This window comes from Mycobacterium sp. (assembly GCF_025965855.1).
Lineage (GTDB): Bacteria > Actinomycetota > Actinomycetes > Mycobacteriales > Mycobacteriaceae > Mycobacterium.
Genome location: NZ_JAOPWB010000275.1, coordinates 1 through 16340 on the forward strand (window position 1 = coordinate 1; position 16340 = coordinate 16340).

At 67.7% G+C, this 16340-nt stretch carries 15 protein-coding genes and 1 pseudogene; 10 read left to right on the forward strand and 6 right to left on the reverse strand.

Features of this window, described 5'->3' with window-relative positions; all coding sequences use genetic code 11:
- Positions 1 to 557 (reverse strand): annotated as a pseudogene (locus tag JWP83_RS23420) (glycosyltransferase family 1 protein); the annotation flags it as partial.
- Positions 558 to 949: 392 nt separating this feature from the next.
- A complete protein-coding gene (locus JWP83_RS23425) occupies positions 950 to 1591 on the reverse strand; it encodes a helix-turn-helix domain-containing protein (protein WP_297735547.1) in 642 nt (213 codons plus the stop codon).
- A 79-nt stretch (positions 1592 to 1670) separates the two neighbouring features.
- Here JWP83_RS23425 and JWP83_RS23430 point away from each other — a divergent pair, with 79 nt between their 5' ends.
- From JWP83_RS23430 to JWP83_RS23455, 6 genes are all read left to right on the forward strand, one after another.
- Positions 1671 to 3224, forward strand: coding sequence for an MFS transporter (locus JWP83_RS23430; protein ID WP_297735550.1), 1554 nt, complete (start codon positions 1671 to 1673; stop codon positions 3222 to 3224).
- A 30-nt stretch (positions 3225 to 3254) separates the two neighbouring features.
- Positions 3255 to 4097, forward strand: a complete 843-nt coding sequence (locus tag JWP83_RS23435; RefSeq protein ID WP_297735553.1) for a class I SAM-dependent methyltransferase — start codon at positions 3255 to 3257, stop codon at positions 4095 to 4097.
- On the forward strand, positions 4094 to 4897 hold the full coding sequence (locus JWP83_RS23440) for a class I SAM-dependent methyltransferase (RefSeq protein WP_297735556.1): 804 nt from the start codon (positions 4094 to 4096) through the stop codon (positions 4895 to 4897). Before JWP83_RS23435 ends, JWP83_RS23440 begins: the two co-directional genes overlap by 4 nt.
- A gap of 5 nt (positions 4898 to 4902) precedes the next feature.
- Complete coding sequence (locus JWP83_RS23445; RefSeq protein WP_297735559.1) at positions 4903 to 5796, forward strand: alpha/beta hydrolase; 894 nt, start codon at positions 4903 to 4905, stop codon at positions 5794 to 5796.
- On the forward strand, positions 5793 to 6194 hold the full coding sequence (locus JWP83_RS23450) for a hypothetical protein (RefSeq protein WP_297735562.1): 402 nt from the start codon (positions 5793 to 5795) through the stop codon (positions 6192 to 6194). Before JWP83_RS23445 ends, JWP83_RS23450 begins: the two co-directional genes overlap by 4 nt.
- A 146-nt stretch (positions 6195 to 6340) precedes the next feature.
- On the forward strand, positions 6341 to 6913 hold the full coding sequence (locus JWP83_RS23455; RefSeq protein WP_297735565.1) for a carboxymuconolactone decarboxylase family protein: 573 nt from the start codon (positions 6341 to 6343) through the stop codon (positions 6911 to 6913).
- Between the two features lie 140 nt (positions 6914 to 7053).
- On the opposite strand, the gene JWP83_RS23460 is transcribed toward JWP83_RS23455, so the two are convergent.
- The gene (locus JWP83_RS23460) at positions 7054 to 8211 is read right to left on the reverse strand and encodes an NmrA family NAD(P)-binding protein (RefSeq protein WP_297735568.1); all 1158 of its coding nucleotides are present in this window, start codon (positions 8209 to 8211) and stop codon (positions 7054 to 7056) included.
- 113 nt (positions 8212 to 8324) lie between these two features.
- Between JWP83_RS23460 and JWP83_RS23465 the strand changes: the two genes are divergently transcribed.
- The 3 genes from JWP83_RS23465 to JWP83_RS23475 all read left to right on the forward strand — a co-directional run bounded on the left by JWP83_RS23465 (position 8325) and on the right by JWP83_RS23475 (position 12162).
- Complete coding sequence (locus tag JWP83_RS23465; protein WP_297735571.1) at positions 8325 to 8951, forward strand: TetR/AcrR family transcriptional regulator; 627 nt, start codon at positions 8325 to 8327, stop codon at positions 8949 to 8951.
- A gap of 97 nt (positions 8952 to 9048) precedes the next feature.
- Entirely contained in the window at positions 9049 to 9789 is a 741-nt protein-coding gene (locus JWP83_RS23470; protein WP_297735574.1) for a beta-phosphoglucomutase family hydrolase, read from the forward strand.
- Between the two features lie 6 nt (positions 9790 to 9795).
- Positions 9796 to 12162, forward strand: coding sequence for a glycoside hydrolase family 65 protein (locus JWP83_RS23475; RefSeq protein ID WP_297735577.1), 2367 nt, complete (start codon positions 9796 to 9798; stop codon positions 12160 to 12162).
- Here the strand turns inward: JWP83_RS23475 and JWP83_RS23480 are convergent.
- The gene (locus JWP83_RS23480) at positions 12156 to 12734 is read right to left on the reverse strand and encodes a TetR/AcrR family transcriptional regulator (protein ID WP_297735580.1); all 579 of its coding nucleotides are present in this window, start codon (positions 12732 to 12734) and stop codon (positions 12156 to 12158) included. The genes JWP83_RS23475 and JWP83_RS23480 overlap by 7 nt on opposite strands.
- Before the next feature lie 63 nt (positions 12735 to 12797).
- Here JWP83_RS23480 and JWP83_RS23485 point away from each other — a divergent pair, with 63 nt between their 5' ends.
- Positions 12798 to 13706, forward strand: coding sequence for a TauD/TfdA family dioxygenase (locus JWP83_RS23485; RefSeq protein ID WP_297735583.1), 909 nt, complete (start codon positions 12798 to 12800; stop codon positions 13704 to 13706).
- 117 nt (positions 13707 to 13823) lie between these two features.
- Here JWP83_RS23485 and JWP83_RS23490 read toward each other — a convergent pair whose 3' ends face one another.
- Together JWP83_RS23490 and JWP83_RS23495 are read right to left on the reverse strand one after the other, a co-directional pair.
- On the reverse strand, positions 13824 to 15569 hold the full coding sequence (locus tag JWP83_RS23490; RefSeq protein WP_297735587.1) for a GMC family oxidoreductase: 1746 nt from the start codon (positions 15567 to 15569) through the stop codon (positions 13824 to 13826).
- Between the two features lie 61 nt (positions 15570 to 15630).
- Positions 15631 to 16340: GuaB3 family IMP dehydrogenase-related protein (locus tag JWP83_RS23495; protein ID WP_297735590.1), on the reverse strand; the 710-nt coding region annotated here is incomplete at its 5' end.

The window sequence follows — 16340 nt, forward strand, 5'->3', positions numbered from 1 at the left end:
GTGTGCTCGGCCAGTTCGACGAGCAGATCGGCCCCCACCGTGCGCCAGCGACGCAGCGGCTCGTTGATCATGGTCGCCGCGGCCGCGATGTCGCCGGTGTAAAGCCGACCGGGGTCGGCGATGCCATGCGTGATGACCCGCGTTGGAGCCAATCCGTTGTCCCACATCAGCCGGTTGAAGTCGGTGACGTGGATCAGGGTGATGTCTCGGCGTCCGGCCAAAGGATGGACGCTGTCGACGGCGTATGGCCGCGGCGTGTTGTGTTCGACGTAGACGGCGGGGACGTCGACGCCGGGACGGCGGCCCAGCCACCGATCGGCGAGATCAAACTCTTCCGGCCGTTGCAAGATCACCAGGTCGATGTCCTCGTCGCTCAGTTCGTCGACCGAAACCTCCTGTGCTCGTGGCCAATTGCGTCCCATCAGGCCGCGCCCGTCCGCATCTTTGGGCGGGTTCACCGGGATGACGTAGCGATGCTGACCGGCGACGAACGACTCCATCCAGGAGCCATGCACGTGCCAGACCAACAGTGACCTGGGAGACGCCGGCGACGACATGCGCGGTGCGTACCCGAGGGGTCTTGGGACAAACGTCGAGCGTCCGACACTTCGTATTGCGGGCCTTCGAGGTTTCGCGCCCCGGATGCCCCGTCACGGCGGATCGAATCGGGTGCCCAGATTTTGATGTCCCAGCACGGTGAATTCCGCACGCGCGCTGGCGAGGACGCCCCGACGATGTGACCGACACCCGGTTGAGAACGCCGTCGAGCAATAACGCCTCACCGTGCCGATGCCCGACGACGAACCACCGGAGGCGCCCACCCGGGGCGTGCCGCTGGAGACGCCCGGCGAAGACGAATACGGCTGGTTAGCGGTAAAGCACGCCGTATTCGTTATTTACGCTGCATCCCACGCGGTTTCGCGTTCGGTCTCGGCGTACTCGGCGGATGTCACAGCGAAACCGCCTGACGAACCGCGCCGACGGCATCCGGGTCGCCGTCGAAGGCGATGCGCCGCAACGCCGCCGTGCGCCTGGCTTCGCTTGACCCCAGCCGGGCGTTGACAAGGTCCGCCGCGCTCGCGGTGAGAGTCACCGAAGGATCGCCGTGAGCGCCCGCCAGGCGCCCTTGCGTTATCGCGAATTCGAATCGGCGGCCGTCGATCTCGGCGCGACACGTCACCTCCAGACCGGCCCCGCTGGCCGGGTCGAAGCCCAGCAGGATTCCGGCCAGGAACCCGTTCAGGGGCGATGCCGGGCCATCCCCGATCGGGTCCAGCCGGTCCAGCCCGAACCACGCGATGCTCTGCAGGATCGGCAGTACCCGCTGCCACCCGGTGTCGCTGAGGGTGTAGACGGTGCGCCCAATCGGGGCCGGCAGGTCGGCGCGGTCGACGAGTCCGGCGCCTTGCAGTTCCTTGAGTCGCTCGGCGAGGAGATTGGTTGCGATGCCGGGCAGCGCGTCGCGCAGGTCGCCGTAGCGGCGGGGGCCGCCGACCAGCTCGCGCAGGATCAGCAATGTCCAGCGCTCGCCCACGACGTCGAGCCCGCGGGCGATCGGGCAGTTCTGGTTGTAGTTCCTGCGGGACGACACCAGCCCATGCTACCTCGGCAAGACATCTTTTTCAACTGATTACTTGATTTCTTTGTCTGTTAGCTTTAGCGTCTTGTCCATGAGCACCGAACCCGCCTTCCCGATTTTTCGAAACCGCCCGATCGCCGCACTCGCGGTCATCTGCCTCGGCGTCTTCGTCATCAGCGTCGACGCCACCATCGTCAACGTCGCGCTACCCACCCTGTCGCGAGAACTCGGCGCCGACACCGCCCAGCTGCAATGGATCGTCGACGCCTACACACTGGTGATGTCGGGCCTGCTGCTGTCGGCCGGCAGCCTGTCCGACCGCTACGGCAGGCGCGGCGCGCTGAACCTCGGCCTGGCCCTGTTCGCCATCACCTCCGGCGTTGCGGCACAGGTTAATTCGGCCGACGCGCTGATCGTCGCCCGCGCCGCCATGGGCGTGGGCGCGGCGGTGATCTTCCCGACGACGCTCGGGCTGATCACCAACATCTTCAGCGACCCGGTGCCGCGTGCCAAGGCGATCGGACTGTGGGCGGCCATGGTGGGTGTCGGGGTGGCCGTGGGGCCGATCAGCGGCGGCTGGCTGCTCGAACACTTCTGGTGGGGCTCGATCTTTATGGTGAACATTCCCATCGCGGCACTGGCCATCGTCGGCGGCGCCCTGTTCGTTCCGACCTCGCGCGACCCGGCGGCGCCGCGCATCGACATCCCCGGCCTGATCCTGTCCACGGCCGGGATCACGACGCTGGTCTACACGGTCATCGAGGCGCCTACCTGGGGATGGACCAACGGCCGGACCGCGGCCGGATTCGCCGTCGCGGCAATGGTTCTCGCCGGGTTCGCGGCATGGGAGCGGCGCAGCACCCACCCGATGCTGGACGTCTCGGTGTTCGCCAACCGGCGGTTCTCCGGCGGCAGCCTGGCGGTGACAGCCGGCTTCCTGACGCTGTTCGGCTTCATCTTCGTCATCACCCAATATTTCCAATTCATCAAGGACTACACGGCGTTTCAGAGCGGCGTGCGTTTGCTGCCGGTCGCCGCGTCGATCGCGCTGGCCAGCATCCTGGGGCCGAGACTGGTGGTACGAGTCGGCACCACCGCCGTCGTCGCCGCCGGCCTCACCATCTTCGCCGCCGGGCTGGCATGGGCGTCCACGGCGGACGCCGCGACGCCTTACGACCAGATCGCGATGCAGATGCTGCTGCTCGGTGGCGGCCTCGGCCTCACGACGGCGCCGGCCACCGAGGCCATCATGGGATCGCTGTCCGCCGACAAGGCCGGCGTCGGCTCGGCCGTCAACGACACGACGCGCGAACTCGGCGGCACCCTCGGCGTGGCCATCGCCGGCAGCATCTTCGCGTCGGTGTACTCGGGGCATCTCGGGGCCGCAGCCTTGCCGGGGTTGCCCGCCGAGCCGATGCGGCACTCGATGGCCCTGGCGCACACGATGATCCAGCGGCTGCCCGCCCAACAAGCCGGCTACGTCCGCGGCGTCGTCGATCACGCATTCCTCGACGGCATGCAGGTGAGCTCGCTGGTATGCGCCGGCATCGCGCTGGGCGCCGCGATCATCGTGGCCTGGCTCTTGCCCGCACGCGCGCGGCGAACGACGCCGTCCCCCGCAACCACGACCCTGGCCAAGGCCTAAGACCTCCCCCGCAGAGAAAGGCACGAAAACATGACTACGACGCCATCCGCCGCGGCGAGCGGCAGCAACTATGTCCTCGGACACGCCGACATGGAGGTGCAGCGGCTGCTCCTGCAGGGACGGCTGTATGACAGCTACACCGAGCACGCGCTGCGGCTCGCCGGGCTGCGCCCGGGCATGCGGGTGCTCGATATCGGCTGCGGGCCGGGCGACGTGTCGTTTGTCGCCGCCCGGCTGGTCGGCCCCGCGGGAACCGTGCTCGGTGTCGACGCCGCACCCGCGATGGTCGAACTGGCCCGCGCCCGCGCCGCCGAACGAGGTCTGTCCACAGTGCATTTCACGCGAACCCCGATCGACGCGATCGCCCTGGACCAACCGGTCGACGCGGTGGTCGGCCGGTTGATCTTGATGCACCTGCCCGACCCCGCCGCCACCCTGCGGCACCTCAGCTCCCTGGTGCGCCCCGGCGGCGTGATGGCGTTCTCCGAGAACGACATCACCGCGGCGCGCAGCATCCCCGACATGCCACTGTTCGGGCGGGTTATCGACGGGATCGTCCGCGCCTTCGAGGCCATGGGGCTCAGCCCTCGGTTCGGCACCACGCTGCACACCATCTTCGCCGACGCCGGCCTGGGCGCGCCCCGGCTGACCCTCGGCGCGCCGATCGGCACCGCCGCCGACATCGACATGCTGGCCTACGCCGCGGAAGTCTGGCGGCTGGTATCCCCCATTGCACAGCAGAGGGGCTTCGCCATCGACGAGATTGCCGACATCGACAACTTCGTGCCGCGATTCCGCGAAGAGGCGCTCGCGGCCAACGCCCTCCTCACGATGCCGCCCATCATCACGGCATGGACTCAGGTGCAGAAATGAACGACACAATCCAGGACCAGTACTCGACGGGCCTGTCGCGCAACAACATCGAGCGAGCGCTGCTCTCCGCCGGAAAGGGCCTCGACCGCCTCGCACCCGCCGACCTCGGCCTGCTGGAGGACTTCCACACCATGGGCCGCCTCGCCACCGCCCAGCTGGTGGACCTGGCGCAGATCAGCAGTGAGAGTGAAGTCCTCGACGCGGGCAGCGGGGTCGGCGGCACCGCCCGCTACGTCGCCGAGCGCTACGGCTGCCGAGTCAGCGCCGTGGATCTCACCGACGAATACTGCGAAACGAACCGCTGGCTCAACCGGCTCGTCGGGCTCGACGACCGGATATCGGTTCGTCAGGCGGACGTCACCGCGCTCCCCTTCGCCGACGGCAGTTTCGACGTGGCCATCAGCCAGCACGTCCAGATGAACGTGGCGGACAAGGCGCGGCTGTACTCCGAAGCGCGCCGGGTGCTAAAGAAGGGCGGTCGGCTTGCCGTGTGGGACATCATGATTGGCGACGTCGGCGAACTCCGCTATCCCCTGCCCTGGGCCGACCACCCCGCACGCAGCCATCTGGTCACCCCCGACGAGTTGCGCGCCGTTATCGAGTCCGCCGGGTTCGCCGTCGAGGACTGGAACGACCTCACCGACCGGGCGGCCGCGCTGATGCAGGCCATCCTGTCCCAGCCCGTCAACCCGCTGGGCCTGCACGTCTTCGTCACCGACTTCCAGCGGAAAGCCGAGAACCTCACCCAGGCCCTGGCCGACGGACGCGTTCGCGCCGTCCAGGCGATCTGCGAAGCGTGAATGCCATGCCCCCCAACGAGATTCCCGACCAACGCTACACGCTGACATGGAGCGGCGGCTGCGGTGAGGTCAAGTTCCTCCGGCGGTCCGACCGCTCCCGGTTGCGCTACTTCACGGCGGGAACCGGCCCACCGCTTGTCCTGCTCCACACCGTCCGCACGCAGCTGGACTACTTCCAGCGTGTCGTGCCCGCGCTCTGGGACGACTTCACCGTGTGCGCCCTGGATCTGCCCGGCATGGGATGGTCCGACATCATACCCGGCGCCCGATACGGAGAGGCCGAATTGCGCGGCGCCGTCGCCGAATTCATCGAAACCCTCGACCTGCGTGACCTCACGCTGGCTGGCGAATCGATGGGGGGCGCGATCGCGCTGTTGGCCTCGATCGAGCTGAAGGACCGGGTGAGCCACGTGATCGCGTTCAACCCCTACGACTACCCGGGCGGCCTTGAACGCGGCAACTGGTTCGCCCGCCTGATCGGAGCGGGCGTCCGCCTGCCCGGATCCGGACCGGTCTTCACCCGATCGGAGACTCGCATGATCCTGCGAGGCGTGCTGCGGGGCGGTTTCGCCGACCACCGCGCGTTGCCGGAGGACCTGCTTGGTGAGCTACGGCGAAGCGGCCGCCGGCCCGGCTACCCCAGGGTGAATCGGGCCATCGTGCGCAGCCTGGCCGGGTTCGTCGACGCGAAAAGCCGCTACGCGCAGGTGAAGACTCCCGTCACGTTGGTCTACAGCGAGCGTGATTGGTCGCGTCCGGTGGAGCGGGACCAGGTTGCCCGCCAACTTGGTGTCCAGGCCGTCACGGTGCCCGGCACGGGCCATTTCTCGGCCCTCGAGCGCCCCACGGAGATGGCCCGCATCATCCGGCACTTCAGCGCAAGGGCCGCCGGTTCGTGAGGCAGACCCGCGCGGCGTCGTGGCTGCCGGTGATGATCCGGCTGACCGCGGTCGGGTATCTGCTGTTCTTTGTGCCCGACCTGGTGTTCGCCATCACTCATCGGGCCAACGCGCTCTTTGACTGGGGCGAGGGCGGCGACGCGATCGCCGTCATGTTCGCCACCGTGTACATCGTCTGGGGGCTCTTCCTGTTCGCCTCGGCGAAAGCCCCGCTCGCCAACCCGTTGTTCCTCGATTTCAATCTCGCCGCGAACTCCGCGCACTTTGGCGTCATGCTCGTCATGGCCGTCGCCATGCGCGACGAGCGCCGGCACCTGGCGAGCGTGGTCACGCTCGGGTTGCTCACCACGGTCCCTTTGGCGGCGTGCTGGCTTCCGGTCCGACGCCGCTATCTGTAACGCGTTGAGGGTGTTTGGGACGGCGTCATCTGCCTAGATCCGAACGACCGTCAGTCCCTGCGGTAAGCGCCTGAGTCTTATCGGACCGTCGAGGCCTTCCGTGATTAATGTGAGAAAGATCGACGAGTCCCAGGAGGTAAGTCCAAATGGCGAAGCCAAGCCCGTACAGCGCGGCCGTTGTGGTTCCGCTTCCCGATGACGCCGAGATAACCGCGCTGCTCGGGGATGCATATCAGCCCGACACCGCGCTCAACGTCATGAAGATGATGTGTGGCACCGGCAACATGTTCCCCGCCCTTGTCGGCATGGTCCAAGCCGTCTTCAATGAGCCGGATATCGACGCCAAACATCGGGAAGTCATCATCTTGCGTGCTGCGTCCCTGCTCAACTGTCCCTATGAGTGGCAGGCCAATGAGCAGATGGCCAGAAACGCTGGACTGACGTCTGCCGAGATCGACGCGGTCGCAGGGGAACTTGCGGATGACGGCCTTGACGCCGATTACCGGCTCTTAATCGCCGCCACAGATGAACTCCTTGTTTCGGGCACCCTCACCGATGGCGTACTCCGATCTCTACTCGGCACGTTCGGGACAACCGTCACACGCAAGTACATCGCTACGATCGCGTGGTTCAGCCTCTTGAGTTTGTTCCTGAACGGCACCAGGGTGCCGCTGGAAACCACCGACAAGATCGGATCACGGACCTCGCCGATAGGGTAATGCCATTTTCGCTTCGAACAGGACAGATGATCGCCCGCGGCCACCGGGCCAGCCGCCGCGGCGACGGCCCGCTGGCTGCACGTTAAGGCGCAGGGCGGTAATCGGATTCGGTGCGCAAGCACGTTGTCGCGGCGCTGTGGCTAGGACGACAATCGCTGGTTCCACAGTCGGTCCGGGGATGCCGACACGCGGGGGATATTGCTTGTGCCGAACCGGTAGCGGGCCGGGTCAACGGACGGGTTGTGCTCGCTTTGCCACACGGGCGACTCGGCCGACAACCGCGGACGGGCCGGCTGGGGATGCTGCTGGAGTCGGTCGAACCTATCCAGGTCATGCATCGGCACAACTGCGGTCAGCATGAGGTTCCCGATTTCGTGCAGCATCTTGCCTGCGGTGCGCCGGGTGTCCGCCGCGTTGACGTAGCGGCGGGCGATGGTGAGAAAGTCTTCGGGTTCGACCCCGGCGACATCACGCACATGAGTGGTCGGCCCGCCCACCTCCCAGGCTCCCAGGCCGGTCTCCGGCAGGTAATGGCGCAAGCCGGACTCGAAGTACATGTCGACTCCGAGTTGCTTGGCGCTCACGCGAATCGCCCGCATGAACATCCACGGGGGAATCTCCATGAGGCGGACGCGTCGGCCCAACGCCTCACCTACCGCGTCGGCGATGTCTGCGCCGGACAACAGCTCTGGCCCGGTCGGGCGGTAGGCCCGACCGTCATGGCGGTGCGGGTCAAGCAAGGCACCCACGGCGACCCGGGCGATGTCTTCGTTGGATGGGGGCGCGTTGAGTCGTGCCCCCGTCCTCGGCATGGGCAACACCCCGAGTTGGGCGGCAACCGGCAGCACTTGGAAATAGTTGTCCGCGAAGAAGCCAGGATCAACCGCGACGTGGGCGGTGTCGGGCAGCAGCGCGAACAGCTTGTCGGACAACCAATGATGGCGAGTCATCAGCGCCGGATGCTCGGGGCTGGCCAGCCACTGGCCCAGCGCGACCACTGCCTGAACGCCTGCGCTGCGCGCGGCCACGGCAAAGGTGACCGCACTGTCGAGTGCATGCGGGTGGTACGGGGGGTTGAAGAACAAGCGATCCACGCCGTCGACCGCGGCCTGAACCTGTTGAATGTCAAGCATATCCGCCACGACGATCTCAGCGCCTAAGGCGCGCAGACTGGCACTTCGCCCGTCGTCGCGATGCACCAGAGCCCTCGTGGTCACGCCCCTTTCCAACAATTGCGTCGCCACGGCGCCGCCGATCTTTCCCGTGGCGCCGGTGACCAGCACACGTGCCTTTGTCATTGGAATTCCCTTCCCTGGTCGGATACCGAAGATGTGACCGGTGGTTACTTTTGTAGTATGCGACCGCGATGTGACCGTTGTCAACATAACTGTCGACGTGAGATCGTGATGGCATGGGTTCCGTTGGCGCAGGCCCCTCCGGCAAAAAGGGCTACCATCACGGCGCGTTGCACTCGGCCCTGATCGAGGCGAGCATCGCGCTGGCCCGCGAGGGCGGCCCCGATCAGGTGATCCTGCGCGAGGCGGCCCGCGCCGCCGGAGTGTCGCACTCGGCGGCCTACCGCCACTTCGCCGACCGGGAGGCGCTGCTGGCCGAGGTGTCGCGCTTTGCGCGCAACGAGCTCGCCGCGCAGATGCGCCGACGCGTCAATCGCGCCACCGACCCTCGCAAGAGACTGCGCGCGGTCGGCACCGCCTACATCGACTTCGCAATTTCCGAGCCGGGGCTGTTCCGCACCGCGTTCACCTCCCATCCCGCGACCGCGGGCGACGAGCCAACACACACCACCGCCGGCGCCGAACCCTACGAGGTCCTTGGTCAAGTGCTCGACGAAGCCCAGGCCGCCGGTCTACTGGATGCTCGCCTCAGGCCGGGAGCCGAGATTGCCGCCTGGTCAGCCGTGCACGGCCTGGCCGGCCTGCTACTCGATGGACCGCTACCCACGAGCCCCGCCGCCATCAGATTCTCGCGAGCCCAGGTGTTAGACCTCATCGAGCGTGGACTGCTGAACGACACCTAAACCGGCGCCGCGACGGCCGGTGACGCTGGCGGCGCACGGCCAAGCATGGTGGAGTGGATACCGCCCGACCCCCGATACCCGAGAGTGAGGTCCACCCGTGCTGGGTCTGCCAGAGAAGGTGCGTGCCTGTCTGTTCGACCTCGACGGTGTGCTCACCGATACCGCGAGCGTGCATACCAAGGCCTGGAAGGCTATGTTCGACGCCTTCTTATCCGAGCGGGCCAAGCGAACGGGAGAGGAGTTCGTCCCCTTCGACGCGGCCGCGGACTACCGGCAATACGTGGACGGCAAGAAGCGCGAAGACGGGGTCCGGTCGTTTCTGAACAGCCGGGGAATCGAGCTGCCCGACGGCGATCCGGACGACCCCGCCGACGCCGAGACGATATACGGCCTGGGCAACCGCAAGAACGACATATTCCAGAAGATCCTGCACGACGACGGTGTCGAGGTGTTCGACGGGTCGCGGCGCTACCTGGAGGCGGCCTCGGCCGCGGGTCTCGGCATCGCCGTGGTGTCCTCGAGCGCTAACACCCGCGAAGTCCTCGAGATCACCGGCCTCGACCGGTTCGTCCAGAAGCTAGTGGACGGCATCACGCTGCGCGAGGAGCACATCGCCGGCAAGCCGGCCCCCGACTCCTACCTGCGCGGGGCCGAGCTGCTGGGCGTCGGGCCCGACGCCGCGGCCGTCTTCGAAGACGCGTTGTCCGGCGTGCAGGCCGGCCGTGCCGGTAACTTCGGCTACGTGGTGGGCGTCGACCGGGTGGGCCAGGCCGAAGACCTGCGCCGCAACGGCGCCGACGTGGTGGTCACCGATCTCGCCGAGCTGTTGGAGGAATGATCCCCGATGATCAGTGAGGAAGCATTCCCCGTCGAACCGTGGCAGGTCCGCGAGACCCGGCTCGACCTGGACCTGCTGGCACAGTCGGAATCCCTGTTCGCCTTGTCCAACGGGCACATCGGGCTGCGCGGCAACCTCGACGAGGGCGAGCCGTACGGCCTGCCGGGCACCTACCTGAACTCCTTCTACGAGATCCGGCCCTTGCCGTACGCCGAGGCCGGCTACGGCTACCCGGAGGCCGGCCAGACGCTCGTCGACGTCACCAACGGCAAGATCATCCGGCTGTTGGTCGAGGACGAGCCGTTCGACGTCCGCTACGGCGAGTTGCTCTCCCACGAGCGGGTGCTCGACCTGCGCGCCGGGACGCTGACCCGAAGCACGCACTGGTGCTCGCCGGCCGGCAAGCAAATCAGAGTCGTGTCCACCCGGCTGGTCTCCCTGGCCCACCGCGGGGTCGCGGCGATCGAGTACATCGTGGAAGCGGTCGAGGAATTCGTTCGCGTGACCGTGCAATCTGAACTGGTCACCAACGAGGACCAGCCGGAGACCTCCGCCGACCCGCGGGTGTCGGCGATCCTGGAGCACCCGCTGGAGGCCGTCGACCACGAAAACACCGAGACCGGAGCGCTTCTCATGCACCGGACCCGGGCCAGCGCGCTGATGATGTCGGCCGCGATGGATCACGAGATCGATGTTCCCGGGCGCGTCGAGTTCAGCACCGACGCCCGTCCCGACCTCGCGCGCACCACGGTGATCTGCGGGCTGCGCGCGGGCCAGAAGCTGCGCATCGTCAAGTATTTGGCCTATGGCTGGTCGAGCATGCGCTCCCGTCCCGCGCTGCGCGACCAGGCCGCCGCCGCGATCCACAGCGCACGCTACAGCGGGTGGCAGGGCCTGCTGGACTCGCAAAAGGCCTACCTCGACGACTTCTGGCAAAATGCGGACGTCGAGGTGGAGGGCGACCCCGAATCCCAGCAAGCCGTGCGGTTCGGGATGTTTCACCTGCTGCAGTCCAGCGCGCGCGCCGAACGCCGCGCCATCGCCGCCAAGGGACTCACCGGAACCGGCTACGACGGCCACGCCTTCTGGGACACCGAAGCTTACGTGCTGCCGGTGCTGACCTACACCGCGCCGCACACCGTGGCCGACGCGCTGCGGTGGCGGGCGTCGACGCTGGACCTCGCCAAGGAGCGCGCGGCCGAGCTCGGCCTGGCCGGGGCCAGCTTCCCCTGGCGGACCATCCGCGGGCAGGAATGCTCGGCCTATTGGCCGGCCGGCACGGCGGCCTGGCACATCAACGCCGACATCGCCATGGCCTTCGAGCGGTACCGCATCGTCACCGGCGACCACGACCTGGAGCGGGAGTGCGGCCTGACGGTACTGGTCGAGACCGCCCGGCTGTGGATGTCGCTGGGGCACCACGACCGGCACGGCGTCTGGCACCTCGACGGCGTCACCGGCCCCGACGAGTACACGGCGGTCGTGCGCGACAACGTCTTCACGAACCTGATGGCGGCCCACAACCTCGTCACGGCCGCCGAGGCCTGCAACCGCCACCCCGAGGAGGCGGAGGCGCTGGAGGTCTCCAACGAGGAGACGGCCGCCTGGCGCGACGCGGCCGACGCCGTCAGCATCCCCTACGACGCGGAGCTGGGCGTCCATCAGCAGTGCGAAGGCTTCACCACCTTCGCCGAGTGGGACTTCGAAAAAAACACCACCTACCCGCTGCTGTTGCACGAGGCCTATGTGCGGCTCTACCCCGCCCAGGTGATCAAGCAGGCCGACCTCGTGCTGGCGATGCAGTGGCAGAGCCACGCGTTCACGCCCGAACAAAAGGCGCGCAACGTCGACTACTACGAGCGGCGCATGGTGCGCGACTCGTCGCTGTCGGCCTGCACCCAGGCGGTGATGTGTGCCGAGGTCGGCCATCTGGAGCTGGCCCATGACTACGCCTACGAGGCCGCGCTGATCGACCTGCGCGACCTGCACCACAACACCCGCGACGGGCTGCACATGGCCTCGCTGGCCGGGGCCTGGATGACGCTTGTCGTCGGGTTCGGCGGCCTGCGCGACGACGAGGGCGTCCTGTCGCTGGATCCCTTACTGCCCGACGGCATTTCGCGCCTTCGGTTCCGGTTGCGGTGGCGAGACTTCCGGCTGACCGTCGACGTCGACCACTCCGAGGTCACCTACACAGTGCACGACGGGCCCGAGCACGAGCTGAACATCCGGCACGCCGGTGAACAGCTCACCCTGCACACCGATTCGCCGACGACCGTCGCGGTGCACATCCGCAAGCCGCTGCTGCCGACACCGCAGCAGCCGCCGGGCCGCGAGCCGCTGCACCGGCGGGCCCTGGCCCGGACTCAGTGAGGCTCGACGATCCGGGCCACCTCGGTCTGCACCGCCTGCCGCACTTCGGCGTCGGTCAGCTCGTCGAGACCGGTGGCCGAGCGCAGGAAGGGCGCGAACAGTCGCCAACCAAACTGCAGCGCAAAAGCGTTCGCCACGGCCAGACGCGCGCTGACGTCTCCGTCACGGCCGGGGCCGTGTTGGGAGCGGATGCCGTCATACAACTGTGAGGCGCCCGGAAACCGCGACTGCAACTTCCCCGCCGGATAGCCGTCGAGCAACGTGCGGGCCATCACCCGCATGTGCCGGTCCAGCGCCCGCTCCGCGTCCGCGGGGGTCGGGTCATTCTGCAGCAACGCCGTCGTCGTCGCGCCGAGGTGATCGAGCACGGCGCCGACGAGCTGGTCCTTGGTGCCGAAATGCCGAAATACCAGCCCGTGGTTGACCTTTGAGCGGGCGGCGATGTCGCGGATCGACGTCGCGGCCGGGCCCCGTTCGGCGAACAGGTCGGTGGCGGCCTCCAGGATCGCGGCGCCAACCTCTTCCCGGCCGGTGGGATTTTTGCGCCTAACGCTTGCCGAACGTGTAGTCATGTGACTACACTAGCGCATGTAGTCGACTGACTACACTGACTTCACCGCAAAAGGACGAAAGAAATGACCAAGCCGATCACCGTCACCAAGCTGGGCAGCCGGATCGGCGCCCGACTCGACGGCGTCCAGCTGGGCGGCGACCTCGACCCGGTCACCGTCGAGCAGATCCACGAGGCGTTGCTGACCCACAAGGTGATCTTCTTCCGCGGGCAGGACCACCTCGACGACGAACAACAGCTTGAGTTCTCACGGCTGCTGGGGACCCCGATCGGCCACCCCGCGGCCGCCTTCCTCGCGGCCGAGAACGCGCCGATCATCACGCCGATCAACTCCGAGTACGGCAAGGCGACGCGCTGGCACACCGACGTCACGTTCGCCGCGAACTATCCGGCGGCCTCGATCCTGCGCGCGGTCACGCTGCCCAGCTATGGCGGCTCGACGCTGTGGGCCTCCACCGCCGCGGCCTACGACGACCTGCCCGAGCCGCTCAGGTGGCTCGTCGACAATCTGTGGGCGCTGCACACCAACCGCCACGACTACGTGACCGTCGAATCGATCAAAGCGTTGAGCGACGCGCAGCAGGCCTTCCGGCAGGCGTTCGACAAGCCGGATTTCCGGACTGAGCATCCCGTGGTGCGCGTGCACCCGGAGACCGGTGAGCGCACGCTGGTGCTAGGAGATTTCGTTCGCGGGTTCGTCGGCCTGGACAGCTACGAATCGACGGTCCTGCTCGAGCTGCTGCAACGGCGAATCACCATGCCCGAGAACACGATTCGCTGGAGTTGGGCGTATGGTGACGTCGCCATCTGGGACAACCGGGCGACCCAGCACCGGGCCATCGACGACTACGACGGCCAGCATCGGCTCATGCATCGGGTCACGTTGATGGGCGATGTGCCCGTCAACGTGCACGGGCAAGGCAGCCGGGTCGTCAGCGGCGCCCCGATGGTGGTGATCGCACGCTCGGCGTAGCCGAGCGCCGCGGGTCGCCGACCGACCAGCCCTGGAGGCGATCGCAAGCTCGGCGTAGCCGAGCGCCGCGGGTCGCCGACCGACCGGCCCTGGAGGCGATCGCAAGCTGACGAGGCGTCAGCCCGCGGTGCTCACCGGGTCGACCGGTATCCAGCGCAACGCGCCCGGCGCATGCGCCGGCACCACCGGGTGCTCGGGCGGAACCGGGGACATTCTGCGGTAGGTGTCCCCCTGCAGCGGCCGCAGGTCATTCTCGCCCTTGTTCGGCCACAGCGAAGCGGCCCGCTCGGCTTGCGCGGTGATGGACAGCGACGGGTTGACGCCAAGGTTCGCCGAGATCGCCGCGCCGTCCACCACGAACAGGGTCGGATAGCCGTAGACCCGGTGATAGGGGTCGATGACGCCGCTTTCGGGGCCGTCGCCGATCACCGCGCCGCCGAGGAAGTGCGCCGTCAGCGGGATGTTGAACAGCTCGCCCCAGGTGCCGCCGGCCACGCCGTCGATCTTGGCGGCGATTCGGCGGGTGACCTCGTTGCCGACCGGGATCCACGACGGGTTCGGCTCGCCGTGCCCCTGTTTGCTGGAATACCAACGGATTCCGAGCTTGCCGCGCTTGGTGAACGTGGTGATCGAGTTGTCCAGGTGCTGCATCACCAACGCGATCACCGTGCGCTCGCTCCACTGCCGGACGTTGATCATCCGCAGGATCTCGCGGGGGTCGTTGCGGCCCTGGTGCAGCAACTGCTTCCACCGCGGCACTGCGCTGCCTGGGGGACCCTCCGGGTCTGGCCCATCCGTCATCAGCGTCTGCAGCAGCCCCATCGCGTTGGAACCCTTGCCGTAGCGGACGGGCTCGACGTGGGTGTCCGATGTCGGGTGAATCGACGACGTGATCGCCACCCCGTGCGTCAGGTCCAGCTCGGGCTTCACCTCCAGCGTCGCGGCACCGACGATCGACTCGGAGTTGGTGCGGGTCAGCACGCCCAATCGCTCCGAGAGACGAGGCAGGCGGCCTTTATCGCGCATCTTGAAGAGCAGATGCTGCGTTCCCCAGGTGCCCGCGGCCAGGATCAGGTGGGAGGCGGTGTAGGTGCGCCGGTCGCGGCGCAGCCAGCTTCCGGTGCGTACCGTTCGGACCTCCCACAGCCCGTCGGGGCGCTGCTCAAAGCCCTTCACCGTGGTCATCGGAATGACTTGTGCCCCATTGGATTCCGCGAGGCCGAGGTAGTTCTTCACCAGGGTGTTCTTGGCGCCGTAGCGACACCCCGTCATGCAGCAGCCGCATTCCAGGCAACCGGTGCGGTCCGGGCCGGCACCGCCGAAGTACGGGTCGGGCACCGTCTTGCCCGGCGCTTTGTTGCCATCCGGGCCGAAGAACACCCCGACCGGGGTGGGCACGAAGGTGTCGCCGCACCCCATCTCGTCGGCGACTTCCTTGACGAGGCGGTCGGCGTTGGTGAACGTCGGGTTCTGCACCACGCCCAGCATCCGTTGCGCCTGTTCGTAGTGCGGCATCAGCTCGTCGCGCCAGTCGGTGATGTGCGCCCACTGCCGGTCGGCGAAGAACGGCTCCGGCGGCACGTACAGGGTGTTGGCGTAGTTGAGCGAACCGCCGCCCACCCCGGCGCCGGCCAGGATCATCACGTTGCGCAGCGGGTGGATCCGTTGGATGCCGTAGCAGCCGAGCTTGGGGGCCCACAGAAACTTGCGCAGGTCCCAGGAGGTCTCGGCGAACTCCTCGTCGGAGAAGCGGCGGCCGGCCTCCAGCACGCCCACCCGGTAGCCCTTTTCGGTCAGCCGCAGCGCGCTGACGCTGCCCCCAAACCCCGACCCGATGATCAGGACGTCGTAATCCGGCTTCATCGCACCAGTATGGCCTTACCGGCCGGTAACAAACCAGTAGGGCGCCGAACGTCAGCCGGCCTCAGCCTCCAGTGCTCAGGCCGACCTTCTGGAACTCCTTGAGGTCGCAGTAACCGGCCTTGGCCATCGACCGGCGCAGGCCGCCGACCAGGTTCAGGCTGCCGAACGGGTCGTCGGACGGCCCGTTGAGAACCTGCCGCAGCGGCGGGCGCTCGCCGACGGCGATCTGCAGCAGCGCCCCGCGCGGCAACGACGGGTGCGCCGCGGCGGCCGGCCAGAACCACCCGCCGCCGAGCGCCTCGCCGGATTCGGCCAGCGGCGTGCCCAGCACCACCGCGTCGGCGCCGCAGGCGATGGCCTTGGCCAGCTCGCCGGAGGTGTGGATGTCGCCGTCGGCCAGCACGTGCACGTAACGGCCGCCGGTCTCGTCGAGGTATTCGCGGCGCGCGGCCGCGGCGTCGGCGATCGCGGTGGCCATGGGCACGCTGATGCCCAGCACCTCGTCGCTGGTGGTCACCCCCCTGGTGGAGCCGTAGCCGACGATGACCCCGGCGGCGCCGGTGCGCATCAGGTGCAGCGCGGTGCGGTGATCCAGCACACCGCCGGCGACCACCGGAATGTCGAGCTCGGAAATGAAGGTCTTCAGGTTCAGCGGTTCGCCATTGCTGGCGACGCGCTCGGCCGAGACGATGGTGCCCTGGATGACCAGCAGGTCGATGCCGGCCTGCAGCAACACCGGTGTGAGCGCCTGCGCGTTCTGCGGGCTGACCC